Here is a 16140-nt window from a genome sequence, read left to right as displayed (position 1 = left end):
CAGGGCGAGACGGAGCGGGGAGAGATCGGCGCTGAAGCTGGTGAGATGCAGCGGGCGCACGGGGCCTTTGGCGGCTTCGGCTTCGTAGAGGAGGATGACGGCGAGGGCGGTGGCGGCGGCGGCGAGCTGCGTGTCCCACACGACAACGGGCGCTGAATCGGCGGGCTGGCGCAGGAGCTGGATGAGCTGGGACTCGATGGCGGCATCGAGCTGCGGTGTGGTGGCAATGGCGCGGCCAGAGGGCGTGTGCCGGATGGCGGGTGGGGTGCCGTGCAGTTCGTAGTCGCCCACCTGCTCCACATGCGTGGAGGTGCGCTTGGGATGGGTGACGGGATGGTCCACGTCTTCAATCTGCAAAATCTCGCGGCGTTCGCGGTAGAGCGGCAGGAAGCGGTCTTCCAAAATGCTCTGGCGCACCTCGCGCATGAGCTGGTGGTAGAAGTGGATGTTGTGCTGGCCGACGAGCGTCCAGCCGAGCGGCTCCTGCGTCTTGGTGAGGTGGTGCAGGTAGGCGCGGCTGTGCGTGGCGCACACGGGGCAGGTGCAGGCGGAATCGAGGCGGTCTTCGCTGAATTTGTAAACCGAGCGGCGCAGCTCCACGATGCCGCGAGAGGTGAAGGCGGTGCCGCGCTTGGCCACCTGCGTGGGGATGATGCAGTCAAACATGTCCACGCCGCGATGCACGGCCTCCAGCACATCCACGGGGGTGCCGACGCCCATGAGGTAACGCGGGCGGTCTGCGGGCAGCAGTGCGGCGGTGAGCTCGCACACGTCTTCGCGCTCGTTCTTTTCCTCTCCTACGGCGAGGCCGCCGATGGCGAAGCCGTCGAAGTCGATCTGCATGAGGCCCTCGGCGCTCTCGCGGCGCAGGTGCGGGTACAGCGCGCCCTGCACGATGCCAAACATGGACTGCGGCGAATCCTCACGCGCTGCCAGACTGCGCAAGGCCCAGCGCTGCGTGATCTGCAAGGCGGCACGTGTTGTTTTTTCGTCGGCAGTGGAAGGGATGCACTGATCGAGCACCATCATGATGTCGCTGCCGATGGCGCGCTGCGTTTGAATGCTGACCTCAGGGCTGAGCAGGGTGCGCTGGCCATCGACGTAGCTTTGAAACACGGCCCCGGCTTCCGTCATGGAGCGCGAGTGCGGCAGCGAGAAGATCTGGTAGCCGCCGGAGTCCGTGAGTACGGAGCCGGGCCAGTTCATGAATTTGTGGATGCCGCCGAGCTTGGCGAAGACTTCGGGACCAGGACGTAGCAGGAGGTGGTAGGTGTTCGCGAGGAGGATCTGCGAGCCGGAGGTGTGCAGGGACTCCTGCGTCTGCGCCTTCACCGTGGCCTGCGTGCCCACGGGCATGAACAGCGGCGACTGAATGGTGCCGTGCAGCGTGTGAAACGTGGTGGCGCGAGCGCGTGAGTCGCTGGCTTGCGCATCGAGCTGAAACTGGAGACGGGAGGGCGACATGGAGCGCAGCGATACGCAGTTACTTCTCCGTCATCATGGCCCGCAGCCCGGAGAAGAAATTGGTGTTTTCCTCCTGCGTCGTGGTTTCGTTCATGTGCTTCGTGTAGTCGAGTTCATCGACGTATTTGCGGTCCAGCTCCTTGAGGAAGGTGCTGGGCATGTTGCTCTGCTTTTTGCCCCACTTCATGCGTGTGCGCGTGTGGCTCAGCGTCAGCTTCTGCTTGGCACGGGTGATGCCCACGTAGAACAGGCGGCGCTCTTCATCCACCCGGCCTTCGTCAAAGCTGCGTTTGTGCGGCAATATCCCCTGCTCCATTCCGGGCAGGAACACGACGGGAAATTCCAGCCCCTTGGAGGCATGCATGGTGATCAAGCACACGCCCTTTTTCTTTTCGATGTCGTCCTTCTCTTCGCGCTCATCATTGAGGCTGACTTCATCCAAAAATCCGGCGAGGCCGCTGGCGCGATCGCGCTCTGCATGAGCCGTCATGCTTTTGAAGAGTTCATTGAGGCCGTTCTCCCAGCCAGCAAAATCTTCAGGTTCCTTGGCTGCTTTTTTGAGATGCTCCATGTAGCCGATCTCAAGAATCAGGGCCTGCGTCATGTCCACAAGCTGGGTGCCAGGGGTGCTGGCCGGTCCTGCGTACTTGGTGATGATCCCGGTAAAGAGCCGGATGGCGTTGCGTCCCTTTTCGGGAATCTGGCGCAGGAATTCCTCATCGCACAGAGCGACCCAGATGCTGTGGTGCTTCTCCATGCTGCGCTCACGGGCAAGCTCAGCGGTGGCGCTGCCGATGCCACGCGTGGGTGTGTTTAAAATGCGCAGCAGCGCCATGTCATCATGCGGATTGTGCATCACCGAGAGGTAGCTCAGGATGTCCTTCACCTCACGCCGGTCAAAGAAGCTGCGCGCACCCACCACACGGTAGGCGATCTTGCGCTGACGGAAGGCCTGCTCCAGCACACGCGACTGATCATTGGTGCGGAACAGCACGGCGAAATCTTCGAGGGGCTGCTTGTTCGCAAAGTGCGCGGTCTCCACGTCCTTGGCAATCATGTCCGCCTCCTCTTTGTCGTCCTCGTTCGCAATGAGGCGGACGAGATCGCTGCCATGATTGCGGCTCCACAGGGACTTGGGCCGCCGGCCCACGTTGTTTTTGATGAGGCTGTTGGCCGTGTGCAGGATGGGCGTGGTGCTGCGGTAGTTCTCTTCAAGCTTCACCACGTGCGGGTTGGGAAAGAAGTTTTCGAACTCGGTGATGTTGGTGATCTCCGCACCGCGCCAGCCGTAGATGGACTGGTCATCATCTCCCACCACGCAGACGTTGTAGGGCGCTGGAACCAGAGCACGCAGCAGGCGCATCTGGAGGGAGTTGGTGTCCTGGAACTCATCCACCATCACGTAGTGGTGGCGGCTCTGCACCGTGGCACGCACATCGGCATGATCTTCGAGCAGACGCACGCCGAGGATGATGAGGTCATCAAAGTCCATGACGTTCAGCCCGCGCATCTCGTCCATGTACTTTTCCATCACTGCGGCATCGAGACTTTCCTTGGGATCTCCCAGCCCTTCGCCCGCATTCTTGGCCTTGCTGATGCGTGAGAGAGCCATGCTGGGGTCCAGCGTCTCGTCCTTCACCAGCAGGGTCTGCAGCACGCGTTTGATCAGCGTCTCCTGCTCGCCCTGGCTGTAGATGGCGAAGTTGTTCTTGTAGCCCACGTGCTCGGCAAACTCACGCAGCAGGCGCACGCAAAAAGCGTGGAAGGTGCCCACCACGACCTTCTTGCCAAGGCCGTCACGCACCATGCCTTTGACACGCTCGCGCATTTCGTTGGCGGCTTTGTTGGTGAAGGTCACCGAAAGTATGTTCTTCGGATTGATGCCTTCATTCACCATGAAGCTGATGCGTGCGGTGAGCACGCGGGTCTTGCCTGTGCCTGCACCCGCGAGAATGAGCAGCGGGCCATTGATGGTCGTCGCGGCCTCGCGCTGCTGCGCATTGAGTGTTCCAGTGAAGGCGCTCATGGTCGTCCCGCACCTCGCACGGGGAGTCCACGTTCACGCCATTCATTCAGCACCTGGGGCAGCAGTTTGTGCTCCTCCACCTTGATGCGTGCATGCAGAGACTCTGCGGTGTCACCGATGTTTACCGGCACCTTGGCCTGAGCCAGAATGCGTCCGGCATCGATCTCTGCGGTGACGAGATGCACGGTGCAGCCCGTTTCCAGTTCGCCGTCATCAATGGCCAGCTGCGGTGCATTGGCTCCTTTGAACTTAGGCAGCAAAGAGGGATGCACATTCACGATGCGGCCGGCATACGCACTGATCACCGGCTCCTTCAAAATGCGCATGAAGCCAACGAGTACGACGACGTCAATGCGCGCACGCTCCAGATGCTCGAAGATTTCCTTCTGCGCCGCTTCACTGAGCCGGCGCGGGTTGTCACCGCCATCAACGAAAAGCGCGGGCAGTCCTGCAGTGCGGGCGATCTCGCGAAAGCCGGACTCTGCCTGATCCGAGAGCGTGATAGCGATCTCCGCCTTCAGTTTGTTGTCCGCGATGGCAGCGATGATGGCGCGCAGATTGGAGCCTGCGCCGGAGCCAAGCACAGCGAGACGCAGCAAGCCGTTGCTGGCGGTGGCGCAGTCGGTCGCGTGCATCTTGTTGATGGTGTTCGTGGTGGAGCGCCCAGGAACGAGGGGGAGGATGGAAATCTGCGTGCCTGCTGCTTCCAGAGCAGTGCGTTCTTCACGATTGAGGGATTCCACCGTGTAGTCGCCGCCTTTGGCATACACATGCGGGCGGATGGCTTCGATGAGCGAAGTGGCACGTTCGTCATCAAACACGACAACGGCATCCACGGCACGCAGCGCGGACATCACTTCCGCACGGTCACATTCGGTGTTAAGCGGACGATCCGGGCCTTTGAGCTGACGCACGGATTGATCTGAATTCAGGGCAACCACCATGGCATCTCCGAGCGCACGCGCCTGCTCCAGGTAGCGCACATGGCCTGCGTGCAGGAGATCGAAGCAGCCATTGGTGAACACCAGTTTTTTTCCCTGCTGTTCCAGGGTGTCACGCAGTCGCCGTACGTCGGCGATGGTGGCGGGTGTGTAGTCATCAGGCATGCTTTGCTAATGGCGTGAAGTGTGAAGGATGCAAGGTGGGAGAGGTTGGAAATGAGGGGGGGTGGATGCTCGATGGCGGCAGATAAGTGTGGGATTGAAGGATGTGCCGTGCATTGGGCCGCCCTTTCAGGCCTCATGCATTTTTTCATGGGGTATCCGCACGGTCCCAGGGCGTTGCTCTGCGATAGGGCGCGCTGTTGGCTGGTGTGTGCTGACCGGCCTGCGGAAAGCGGTGGCAGCGCTTTCTCCTTCGCTCTACGAGCTACGGAAGACAGCCAATGCCTTCGCTGCGCAACCGCATTCCAAATGGGGGGGTGTGGAGAGTTGCTCATCTTCATTGCCGCTGGGAGCCCATAACAGTATGAACTTACCTCACGGAGCAGGCCACTCCGACTTTCATCTCGACAGCCTCCGCAGAATCGTGGCATATAAAGCGATCTGTCTGCGTTTTTAAGCGGAATTGCGCCAGTTCAACCCTCCCCCCTTTCCCCCATGCATTGCCCCTCCCTAACTGCGCTGATACTCTTCGGTGCGCTTTGCGTTGCGCTGGCGGCCAAAGCCGAAGTTCAGATGGACGAGTTCCTGCTCAAGGATGCGAAACGCGAGCGGCAGATTGAGTGTCGAAGCTACGCCCCCAAGAGCGGCGACAAACTGCCCCTCATTGTTTTTTCGCACGGGTTCGGCGCGGACAACACCGCTTTTTCTCCCATCGCCCAGCATTGGGCCGAGCACGGATACGTCGTAATCGCGCCATCTCATCTCGATGGTGCTGGCAAGAGCAAGGGCAAGGGCAACCCCTTGCCAGCGAGCGGTCTTCCCGCGCTCATGGCCCAGGCGGTGCTCAAGACCGAAAACCGGGTGCGGGACCTCACCTTCATCCTCGACGCACTGGAACAGGTGGAGGCGCGGGTGCCGTCTTTGCGGGGGCGTATTGACTCCGGCCGCGTCGGCTTCGCGGGCCATTCGCTGGGGGCTTACACAGCCATGCTGGTCGGCGGCGTTACTGCGGACATCAATGACCAGAAGGCGCGCAGTTTTCGTGATCCGAGGGTTCGCTGCATCCTCCCGATTTCAGGTCAGGGCACCGGCCAGCAGGGGCTTACGGCATCGAGTTGGTCAGCCTTGTCGATCCCGATGCTAACCATCACCGGTTCGCTGGACCGGGGTGCTGGCGGTCAGGGACCGGAATGGAAGCAGCAGCCCTTTGAACTCAGCCCGCCCGGCGACAAGTATCTCGTCTTCATTGAGGGGGCCAGCCACGTCGCCTTCGGTGGCGCCCGTCCTGGCGAAATCACCGAAGCGGTGAAGGCCAGCACCCTTGCGTTCTGGGACGCGCACCTGAAGAATGTTCCGGCAGCCAAGGCGTCCTTAAAGGACGGTTCGATCCTGACACCGTGGAAACAGACGGCGCGGATCTCCAACAAGTGACCGCCACGGCTGAACAGCCACCTGAGCGAACGGCGGCCTGCATGGTTGCAATCGGCTCGTGGCGTGGCAGCCGTGCGGGGGCGCTAGATACTTCTTTCGAGTATCTCGTGGTATGCGTGCGCTGACCGGCCTGCGAAAAATGGTGCCGTCGCGTGTGCCTCGCTGAGCGACCGCAGCCCCTATGAGGAGCGTTGCCGGCCCTTGCACGCCAAGTCATACCACATGCCACCACAGCATCTGACCCCATGACTGAATACAAAAAAGCGGAAGACAATGCCCTCCGCTTTTTCAAAAATATTGATCGCTATTCTCAGGGCGCTTTCGATACGACCTTCTCGGCGCTGTCGAGAACGGCGGCACCGGGATCACGCGTGAGGGGCCAGTAGGCATCCATGTTGAGCTTGACGGGAGGCGTCATTTTGAACTGCTCGCCTGTCTTGGTCGCAAAGCCCTGATAGGCGAGCGGCATGAGCGTGATGCAGACGCGCTCGTGATCAAATTTCTGCACATGCAGCGCTGCGGCGAAGGTGCTCTTTTGATCAAGGATCAAGGAGTCGCCCACTTGATAAGGATCGGCCTTACCCGTGTTGCCCGGAAGAACGATTTCAATGTCCACGTCTTCGATGTCGGCGGAACGCGCACGCACCACCCAACCTTCCGTGATGACATCTTTGTCGGTGAGAGGACGCGCATTGACCACCTGAAAGGTGCCCTTCACATAGAGGGGCTGGTCCTGCTTGTAGTTGCGAATGTAGGAACGCTTGAGGAGATCATTCTTCACCGCGAGCTGCTCGTGATTGAATGCATAGAACTCGGCCAGCAGATCACGCGCAGGGAGAAACTTCCCCTGGGGCACGGTGTAGTTGGTGAACTTGCGCAGCGGATCGAGCTTGTCGAAACGTGCGAGCACACGGTAGTTGAATGGTTTTTCAGGGTGCGCGAACACCATGATGCTGAAGAACCAGCAGAATGTGGCGAAGCCCATCAACAGCGTGATGAGAATCGTCCACCAGAAGATCCCGCCGGAATCTTTCTTTTTGGAAAAGTTACCACCACCATAAGAACGGTACTCATTGCCGTCGCTCAAAAATCGGATTTGCATGACAGTTTTGCGAAAATTTCAGTATTTATAAGTCAGGAATGCTCAAATTCTACAATATCGGCAGAGTTTGAAAAGTAAATTTTGTGAATAAGTTGGCAACAACATTGCTTCTATTATTGCCAAGAAATTAAGGAATGTGAAGCTTAATTGGCGCTCGTCTGAGGTTCAAAAGAGGTGCCGCAGCCGCAGCTTCGGGCGGCATTGGGGTTATTGAGCTTAAATCCCGCATCCGCCAAGGAATCGACGTAGTCGATCTGGCAGCCGCGCAGGTAGCCCAGGCTCTCCTGATCCATGATGATTGAAACGCCGTCTTGGGCCTGCACCACGTCATCGGCTTTGGACTGATCCAAGGCCATGACATACTGCATGCCGGCGCAGCCGCCCTTCTCCACCCGCAGACGCAGCCCGGTGGCCTCATCTGCCTGCTTTTCGGCAATGAGGGATTTGAGGTGTTCGACGGCGCTTGAGGTGAGGGAAATCATGAGAGAGAAAGCATTGGAAGGCAGGTGCCAGATGGCGGAGAAGCACGGAGATTGCAAATCCGCATCGGGCATCCAAGGTAACATTTCCAAGTGACCGTATAGACTACGCACCCCACCACGCACTTTTTCGAAATACATGGCAAAAATACGCATTCTTCCAGACGCACTCGCCAGCCAGGTCGCGGCAGGCGAGGTCGTGGAGCGCCCTGCCGCTCTGGTGCGTGAGCTGGTAGAGAACAGCCTGGACGCCGGGGCCAGCCACATCGAGGTGCATGCCCAGCGCGGCGGCATCGCGATGATCCGCATTGTGGATGATGGAAGTGGGATGGACAGGGAGGACGCCATGCTGTGTCTGGAGAGACATGCCACCAGCAAGATCCGGACCAAGGAGGATCTCGGCGCGATCCACACCTTTGGCTTTCGCGGCGAGGCGCTGCCCAGCATCGCCAGCGTCTCCCGCTTCCGGCTTGCCACCCGTGAGAAATCGGCGCTGGTGGGCACGGAGATCGAGGTGAACGGCGGCAAGCTGGTGGCCGTGCGCGACCACGGCGGTGCCCAAGGCACGGTGATCGAGGCGCGCTCGCTGTTTTACAATGTGCCCGCGCGGCGCAAATTCCTGCGCACGGAGAACACGGAGTTTGCCCATGTGGAGCAGCAGCTCCGGCTGCATGCCATCGCCAATCCCCAGGTGGCCTTCACCCTCACGCACAATGGGGAGCTGGTGCTGCACCTGCCAGCCACGCGGGACATGCTGGAGCGCATTCGCGGCCTCGTCGGCGATGAGCTGTCCTCCCGCCTGCTCAAGGTGGAAGCCACCACCGTGCAGGGCATCACCGTATCCGGCTACATCGGCGGGCCGGGCATGAGCCGCTCCAACCGGCAGATGCTGACAACCTACCTGAACGGCCGGCCCATCGAGAGCGCCAGCATCTCCTACGGCCTGCGGGAAGGCTACCACACCGCGCTGATGAAGGGCCAGCACCCCGTCACCTTCCTGTTCATCCAGATGGACCCGCACGCGTTTGACGTGAACGTGCACCCCGCCAAAAAAGAAGTGCGCTTTCATGATGGCCACAGCGTGCGTGACGCCATCTCCCGCAGCGTCAGCCACACGCTGGAAAACGCGGCCAAGCTGCCCACGGGTCACGCACCCGCACCCGCACGCGCCGTGCCCGCCCCCCCTGCAGCAGCGCGAGTGCCGCTGGTGCCAGACAGCCGGCAGGAGCAGTTTACCATGCCGGTGGCGGCTTCCTCCGCACCGCTGCGCGATCTCCCGCAGACGCGCCCGGAATCCCCTGGGCCAGGGGTTTCCCATCGCGCCGCAGACGTGCTGGCAAGAATCGCCACTGAGCGCAGTTCCCCGTCGGTACAGCCGCAGCCCTCCGGCGCACCGGCACCCGAAGCTCCACCGCTTGAAGAAGAGGACGCAGAGGAACCGCAAGAGCCCAAAGCGGCCCCCACTCCTCAGCCGGACTACCGCATCATCGGCGTGCTGCAAAAGCTCTACGTCCTCATGGAAGGCAAGGAAGGACTGGTGATGATGGACCAGCACGCCGCGCATGAGCGGGTGAACTTTGAGAAATTCCGCCGCGCCCTGGAGTCCGGCGGCGTGCCCTGCCAGCGCTTGCTGCTGCCCGTGACCCTGCAAACCACGCCCCGGGACGCCGATTTGCTGAAGCAGAATCTGGCCGCGCTCAATCGCCTCGGCATCGAGATCGAGCCCTTCGGCCCGAACATCTTCAAGGTGGAAACCCTGCCCGCGTTTTTGAAGACCGACGACCCCGCCGCGTGGCTGGACCAAGTCATCGAAGAACTCAGCAGCCTGAGCACGAAAGCCTCCAGCCTGCGCCTGAGCGAAGACGCCATCGCCACCATCGCCTGCCGCGCCTCGGTGAAAAGCAACGACGTGCTCTCCATCCCGGAGATGCAGGGCCTGCTGAAAGACCTCTTCGCCTGCGAGATGCCCTACTGCTGCCCCCATGGCCGCCCCACGCTGGTGCAGATTTCCACCTCGGAGCTGGAGCGGAAGTTTGGGCGGCGGGCGCCGGGGTAGTTTCTTGGTTCTCAGGCTTTACGGCACCCCATGCAAGCCCATGAGCCTTGCAAGTGTCCGTTGCCTTCCATCGAAGCTCAAAAACACATCAGCTCTCAGCACGAGCGCTGCCGCGACGTGGGTGATGTCATAAGCACGGGAACCCGTGGTAAGAGTATGCGCCGTGCTGATGCGCCGGCAGGCTTCCCAATGCAGATCCGAAGCCAGAGGCACGTCGATGAGGATGCCATGAATCAGATCACTTTCGATCTCGGACAAGGCCTGCGCGAGTTCGGCTGCCGTGATGCGTCCGCGAAAGCAGGCGAGCCGCAGGGCATTCTCCGTCTCAAACCGCAGCGCTCCCGTTAACAAGACCGGCTCAGCGTTGGCAGCCATCCAGGCGCGCGCGGCAGGGGTATTGACATCCACGCCATAGAGCGAGACAAGAAAGCTGGCGTCCGCCGTGACGGTCATGATTCGCCCCGGTTTTCGTTCACGATGTCGCTCAAATCACGATCCGGCACCGAGTTCAATGGCGCAAACCGGCGCGCAAACAGCTCGCTTCGGCTGCTGGCTGCGGGGGAAGGCGTGGGTGCGGCCACGGCTTCATCGCCCAAGGCCAGTGCCAGCCCATCGCGCAGGAGTCGCTCAAGCCGGGAGGCTTTGGGCGGGTCCAGCCGTTGCAGCGCGAGATCAATTTCCAAGGCCAGTGAACTCATGCCCTGAGTATCCCTGTCCGCACTTCGGTTGTCAATTCCGTGGTCAACTTTCAAGAACAAGCACGAAAACGACAATCTTGGGCGAAGAGCGCCGGGGTATCACGCCCCCACCATGGAGGATGGGCGGCCCGCCATTGAGGCGTCTCCTGCCATCGGGGAAAAAGCCTGCTGTTCACAGCAACAAGGACGGCGCCGCTTTTTGAGCGCCTGCGACGCGACAGACCCGAAATCACGGACGCGCACAGCGCATCCCTACCAGCTCTGGGTGTGCTGCGCGGATGGTAGGGACGCGTTGTGCGCGTCCGTAGAATCCTTCGTCCCAGAGCCGGCTGCCACCTCAGCCGCCCCCCCCCTTTCCTAAAGCGCCCGTCTGGCAGCACTCGCGCAACCATGTCCGTCTCGCCTTTGATCCGAAGGCTGGAAGCCCCGGGCCGTTGTCAGGCCGGAGGCCTAACCTCCACAGCACGAAGAACGTAAATCTTCTGATAAGTCCGCCACCAAGCTGCGTTAAAGGGCACAATCCCCCATTCCCTGCCCTGTCCATGAATCCTCTCCGCCACGATCTCAGCCGCCGCACCTTTGTCTCTGGCGCTGCCAAGACCTTTCTCGGTGTCAGCACCGCTGCGCACTTCGGCTCCCGCATCCTTGCCGCCCCTGGGCAGGGCTCCTCACCGCTGAAGCAGGCGGCGACGGCGCGTAACGTCATCTATTTGTACATGACCGGCGGCATGAGCCACCTCGACACCTTTGATCCGAAGCCGGACAAGACGGACATCATGGGCCTGACCAAGGTCATCAACACCAACGTCGATGGCATCCGCGTGGCGGGCAACATCCCGCTCATCGCCCGGCAGATGGACAAGCTGGCCGTGGTGCGCAGCATGACGACCACGCAGGGCGCGCATGAGCAGGGCAACTACTACCAGCACACCAGCTACACCCAGCGCAGCAGCATCCGCCACCCCTCCATGGGCGCGTGGTTGCAGAAGTTTCAGGACCGGGGCAATCCCACGCTGCCGGGCAGTGTCATGATCGGCAACGACAGCCGCCACCCCGGCGCAGGCTATTTCGAAAGCCGCTTCGCCCCGCTGATGATCAGCGATCCCGAAAGCGGCATCAACAACGTCCGCACCAACTCGTGGTTCACCGAGGAGCGCTTCAACAGCCGCCTCAGCACCGCCAAGCAGCTCGACCGCCAGTTTGCCGAGACCTACAACGTCAAAAACGTACGCGCCTACGCCGACATGTATGACGATGCGATCAAGATGATGAAGAGCGAGGAACTCGCCGCCTTTGACCTCAGCGCCGAGCCCGATGCCCTGCGCAGCAAGTACGGCACCGACCGCTTCGGCCAGGGCTGCCTGCTTGCTCGCCGGCTGGTCGAGCACGGCGTGCGCTTCGTCGAAGTCTCCTTCGGCAACTGGGACACCCACAATGCCAATTTCACCCGTGTGCCCGAACTCTGCGACGAACTCGACTCCGCCCTCAGCACCCTGCTGCAGGATCTGGAATCCCATGGCATGCTGCAAGATACCATGGTCGTGCTCGCCACCGAATTTGGCCGCACCCCCGAGATCAACGCCAACGATGGCCGCGACCACCACGCACGCGGCTTCACCTGCCTGATGGCCGGTGGCGGCATTCGCGGCGGCCAAGTCTATGGCGCCACCGATGAGACCGGCTCCGTCGCCAACGTCAATCCCGTGACCATTCCCGACTTCAACGCCACCATCGCCTACGGCCTCGGCATCCCGCTGGATCAGGTGCTCTACAGCCCCAGCAAGCGGCCGTTTACGGTGGCTGACAAGGGCAAGCCGATCACCGAGCTGTTTGGTTGAATGGGCAGCCGAGGAGATGATCAAGCCCCCTCCGTGTGATTGCACTCAGGGTGCTGGCTTGATGATCCTCGGAGCTGCCTCACACCTTCTCATGAACGAACTCATCGGTGCCTGGGTCAATGGTCACGCCAACGGTCATGGTGGAGGTTCGCATGATTATTGGTTCATCTTCTCACCGGGCGGAAGTGGGCGGTTCGTTTACAAAGGCGGGTGGCTGTATCGTTTCGATACCTTCCGCTGGCATTCGTGCCCTGAGGCCAACACTTTTCGCATCCTTCATATCGAGACCCGCTTCGAGGACCCAATCGGTCCCGGCAGCCAATTCCCTTCGTCTGCGCTAGTCGGATTTCATTCCTACACCCTTCGCAAGGAAGCAGGCTCCGCCGCTCCTTCTTTGGTTTTGAGCATTCCCGGTCTGCCAGCAGAATCTGAGTTTCGTCTGCAAACACGTCATCCCCTCGAAATGGCATCTCTCATGGAGGCGTCTGACTGGCTCTGAACCACCCAACATCGAGCTAAAGTCTTCCACTCGAGCCCACCCCAGCCCAAGGAGCCGGACTTGCCAAGTCCATCCGGAAAGATCAAGCAGCAAGACCCGCCAAGTCCACCCACCCACTTCCCGGATGAACCAGAATTTCCCTCGCCAAAGGGCGGGACGTTGCTTGGATGGGGAGAGTCTTTAGAGAATCATCTGCTCTGCCCCCTGCGGCTGTGCGGAGGCCTCGCCCGGACTTTCTCTTTCCATACCCGTTTCCATGTCCTCTGCTTCCTCTCCCAAGCCCGGCCAATTCACGGCCATGATCAGCAGCACGGCTCTGGACCTGCCAAAGCATCGGGCAGCCGTGAAGGAAGCCTGCCTGGCAGCCGGCATCTTCCCCATCGGCATGGAGCACCTGCCCGCACAGGATGCCTCGGGGGTGGAAGTTTCCATGCAGATGGTGGATCAGGCGGACATCTACCTCGGCATCTATGCCTGGCGCTACGGCTGGGTGCCAGACGGCGGCACAGTCTCCATCACCGAGCTGGAATATGAGCGCGCACTGGAGCGGCAAAAAGAGGGCCAATTGAAAGAGCTGCTCATCTTTACCGCGCATGACGACCACCCGTTTACCAAGAAGGACATCGAAACCGATGCCGAGGCGCAGAGCAAGCTAGAGGCCTTTAAAAAGAAAGCCTGCGACGGCCTCGTGCGCAAAGAGTTCTCTTCCGTGGAGGAGCTGGGCCGGCTGGTGGGGCATGCACTGGACAAGTTCATGTCGCGCCACGCGGCTCCCATACCGACTGCCACGGAGCCAGCACCGCCAAAGAAGACCCTCAACAACCTCCCGCGCCTGGAGCATTTCTTTGGGCGCAAGAAAGAGCTGAAAATCATCGCCAAGGCGCTGCTACCGCAGACGCGCACCTGGGGTGTGCTGATCGACGGCCCCGGCGGCATGGGCAAGACCGCGCTGGCCGTGCGTGCGGCGGAGCTGGCGTCAGGTCAGTTTGACTGCGTACACTTCATCACCACAAAGATCCAGAGGCTCACGCCGCAGGGCACCGTGGCTCTGGGCGGCTCCATTGTGCCCGCGTATTCGGAGATCCTGAGCCAGATGGCGCGGCTGCTGGGACTGGCGCACGCCACGGAGAGGCCGGAGGCAGAGCGCGCCGCACTCATCAAAACCGCGCTGCAACAGGAGAAGGCTCTCTACATCTTGGACAATCTGGAAAACCTGGACAAGCCGCAGCAGGACCTGCTGTATGCATTTCTTCAGGACCTGCCACCCACCTGCAAGGCGCTGGTGACGAGCCGCCGCCGCACGGATGTGGAGGCGCGACTGATCCGCCTGGAAAAGCTGGACCAGGACGCCGCACTGGAGCTGCTGGCGGAGCTGGAGTCGGGCCGCCCGCTGCTAAAAAAGGCCTCGAAAGAAGATCGACTGCACCTCTACGAAGAAACGGGGGGAAATCCCCTACTCCTTCGCTGGGTGGCAGGGCAGCTCGGGCGCGGCTCCTGCCGGACCCTCAAGGGGGCACTGGAACTCTGCCGCAAGGCCGCCGCCAGCAAGGACGACCCGCTGGAGTTCATCTTTGGCGATTTGCTGGAGACCTTCACCTCTGCGGAGACCCAGGCGCTGGCCGCGCTGACCTACTTCACGCAAAAAATCGAGGTGGAATTCATCGCCGAGCTGGCGGGCCTCTCCCCCACCGCCACGCGAACCGCACTGGCAGACCTCGCCAACCGCGCCCTGGTGATGCCGGACGAAGCCGAGGAAAAATTCGCTCTTGTCCCCATGGTGGCAGACTTTCTGCGCCGCAAGCGCCCTGAGGTGGTGGCTGAAACCGGCAACCGCCTGGAGAAACGCGCCTACGCGCTGATCTGGGAAAATGGCAGGAAAAAGCACGACCACTTCCCCGTGCTGGACGCCGCCTGGCCCAGCGTGGCCCCCGCCATACCGCTCTTTCTCGCCGGGCCGAATGCGCGGCTGCAGCAGGTGTGCGGTGCGCTGCAATTCTTCCTCAATTTCACCGGCCGCTGGGATGAATGGCTGGCGCTCAGCCAGCAGGCCGAGACGCGGGCGCTGGCGGCGGGAGACCAGGCCAAGGCAGTATGGCGGGTCTATGAAGCGGGGATGATCCACTACCTGCGCAGACAGGCGGATGAGGTACTGGCCTGCGCGGAGCGTGCGGCGGCGCACTGGGCGCGGGCATTCCCCCCCGGCAGCAGCGGGCAGGCAGGCATACGGGAGCGTGCCGCCGCCATCCAACTGCGCGGCCTTGGCCACCTATTGAAGCAGGAATACAACGCCGCCATCACCGCCTATGGCGAGGTGGTCGAGCTGTTCCGCAGCCTGTGTGCCGAAAGTGAGGATGTAGCGCTCGGCCTGAACAACCTCGCCGAGGCCGAGGGGCTTTCCGATGATTTTGATGCGGCGGAGCGGGACTTCCGCGAGGCCCTGCGCGTGGCCCGTGCGGTGGGCTATGACGCGGGAATCGCCACCTACACCGGCAATCTAGCGGCGCTGGCCCTGCAGCGGCAGGACTGGCCGGGGGCCGAGGCGCTGGCGCGTGATGCCCTACCGCTGGCCGAAAAGGTGGGACGGCAGGAATTGATCGCCTCCAACTGCCAACGCATCGCCGAAGCCCTCGTGCGGCAGGGCCGGGGTGCGGAGGGGCTGCCGCATGGGGTGCGTGCGGTGGATATCTTCACCCGGCTCGGCATGCCCGGTTTCCTCGCGGGTGCCCAGGAGACACTGGCGGCGTGCGAGGCGGCGGCGGGAGGCTCTGGCGGAGAGGGATCATCCTGAGCCCTTCCGGCCAAAGTACTCCAGAGCTTTAGCTCGTTCTGGAAAGCGCCCATGACCTCCCAGAACGAGCTAAAGCTCATGACTACTTTGGAGGACAGGCGTCCCGCCTGTCAATGGATCGAGGCGTCCCGCCTACGACTTCCCACCCAGCGCCCACGCCACCTCCCAGCCCCCGCTCCGGCCGTACGTTGGGTGTGTTTGGCGTCGAAGACATGGCCACGCCCCACCGCCCTCTCCGCCAAACCGCCCGACCTGTCTTCCAGCCCCAAGCGAGCTTTTCACCCCTCCCCCCCGCCGCTCATGGCGCGCATCTTGCTGCATCGTCAAAAACTACCATTTGAGCGGTAGCCGCAGCCGTGTAAGAAACGACTCCCCCGGAGATTTCGAGAAACCTTCTTGAAAAATCCTAATTAATTAGCCAAACTTAAATAATCTATCCTCATGGACGAACTCACCATTTCTCGCATCATCGGACGCGAAATCATCGACTCACGCGGCAATCCTACTGTTGAAGTGGATGTTTACATCGAAGGAGGCGCGATGGGCCGTGCGGCAGTCCCCTCCGGAGCCAGCACCGGCGAACACGAAGCGCTCGAACTGCGCGACGGCGACAAGAAGCGTTACTCCGGCAAGGGCGTGCTCAAGGCCGTCGATGC

The 16140-nt window shown here is 61.5% G+C and carries 12 protein-coding genes and 1 pseudogene; 6 read left to right on the top strand and 7 right to left on the bottom strand.

Features of this window, described 5'->3' with window-relative positions; genetic code table 11:
- From tgt to purN, 3 genes are all read right to left on the bottom strand, one after another.
- Positions 1–1464, bottom strand: a 1464-nt coding sequence (gene tgt / locus PSV43_RS19865; protein WP_300201616.1) for a tRNA guanosine(34) transglycosylase Tgt, incomplete at its 3' end; no start/stop codon positions are given.
- Between the two features lie 19 nt (positions 1465–1483).
- Entirely contained in the window at positions 1484–3490 is a 2007-nt protein-coding gene (locus tag PSV43_RS19860) for a UvrD-helicase domain-containing protein (protein WP_300201613.1), read from the bottom strand.
- Positions 3487–4596, bottom strand: coding sequence for a phosphoribosylglycinamide formyltransferase (purN, locus tag PSV43_RS19855; protein ID WP_300201610.1), 1110 nt, complete (start codon positions 4594–4596; stop codon positions 3487–3489). Before purN ends, PSV43_RS19860 begins: the two co-directional genes overlap by 4 nt.
- 492 nt (positions 4597–5088) lie before the next feature.
- On the opposite strand from purN, the gene PSV43_RS19850 reads away from it, so the two are divergent.
- Positions 5089–6024 carry an acetylxylan esterase gene (locus PSV43_RS19850; protein ID WP_300201607.1) on the top strand — a complete coding sequence of 312 codons (936 nt, stop codon included), beginning with the start codon at positions 5089–5091 and terminating at the stop codon, positions 6022–6024.
- 310 nt (positions 6025–6334) lie between these two features.
- On the opposite strand, the gene PSV43_RS19845 is transcribed toward PSV43_RS19850, so the two are convergent.
- Together PSV43_RS19845 and PSV43_RS19840 are read right to left on the bottom strand one after the other, a co-directional pair.
- Positions 6335–7126: a hypothetical protein gene (locus PSV43_RS19845; protein ID WP_300201605.1), complete on the bottom strand. Its 792-nt coding sequence runs from the start codon at positions 7124–7126 to the stop codon at positions 6335–6337.
- A gap of 143 nt (positions 7127–7269) precedes the next feature.
- A complete protein-coding gene (locus tag PSV43_RS19840) occupies positions 7270–7608 on the bottom strand; it encodes an iron-sulfur cluster assembly accessory protein (RefSeq protein WP_300201602.1) in 339 nt (112 codons plus the stop codon).
- 136 nt (positions 7609–7744) lie between these two features.
- Between PSV43_RS19840 and mutL the strand changes: the two genes are divergently transcribed.
- Positions 7745–9661 carry a DNA mismatch repair endonuclease MutL gene (gene mutL, locus PSV43_RS19835; RefSeq protein ID WP_300201599.1) on the top strand — a complete coding sequence of 639 codons (1917 nt, stop codon included), beginning with the start codon at positions 7745–7747 and terminating at the stop codon, positions 9659–9661.
- A gap of 18 nt (positions 9662–9679) precedes the next feature.
- Here the strand turns inward: mutL and PSV43_RS19830 are convergent, their stop codons facing one another.
- Positions 9680–10114, bottom strand: a complete 435-nt coding sequence (locus tag PSV43_RS19830) for a PIN domain-containing protein (protein ID WP_300201596.1) — start codon at positions 10112–10114, stop codon at positions 9680–9682.
- Complete coding sequence (locus PSV43_RS19825) at positions 10111–10359, bottom strand: hypothetical protein (RefSeq protein ID WP_300201594.1); 249 nt, start codon at positions 10357–10359, stop codon at positions 10111–10113. The genes PSV43_RS19830 and PSV43_RS19825 overlap by 4 nt, the downstream gene beginning before the upstream one ends.
- Positions 10360–10901: 542 nt before the next feature.
- On the opposite strand from PSV43_RS19825, the gene PSV43_RS19820 reads away from it, so the two are divergent.
- The 4 genes and pseudogenes from PSV43_RS19820 to eno form a co-directional block, all read left to right on the top strand.
- Positions 10902–12197, top strand: a complete 1296-nt coding sequence (locus PSV43_RS19820; protein ID WP_300201591.1) for a DUF1501 domain-containing protein — start codon at positions 10902–10904, stop codon at positions 12195–12197.
- A gap of 91 nt (positions 12198–12288) precedes the next feature.
- Positions 12289–12696: a hypothetical protein gene (locus tag PSV43_RS19815; RefSeq protein ID WP_300201588.1), complete on the top strand. Its 408-nt coding sequence runs from the start codon at positions 12289–12291 to the stop codon at positions 12694–12696.
- A 256-nt stretch (positions 12697–12952) separates the two neighbouring features.
- Complete coding sequence (locus tag PSV43_RS19810; RefSeq protein WP_300201585.1) at positions 12953–15484, top strand: DUF4062 domain-containing protein; 2532 nt, start codon at positions 12953–12955, stop codon at positions 15482–15484.
- Between the two features lie 441 nt (positions 15485–15925).
- Positions 15926–16140: pseudogene (gene eno / locus PSV43_RS19805) on the top strand (phosphopyruvate hydratase); the annotation flags it as partial.

The sequence above is a fragment of the Prosthecobacter sp. genome (genome assembly GCF_029946185.1).
Classification (GTDB): domain Bacteria; phylum Verrucomicrobiota; class Verrucomicrobiia; order Verrucomicrobiales; family Verrucomicrobiaceae; genus Prosthecobacter.
The sequence above is the reverse complement of the archived record's forward strand: the minus strand, read 5'-3'. Positions and strand labels throughout refer to the sequence as shown.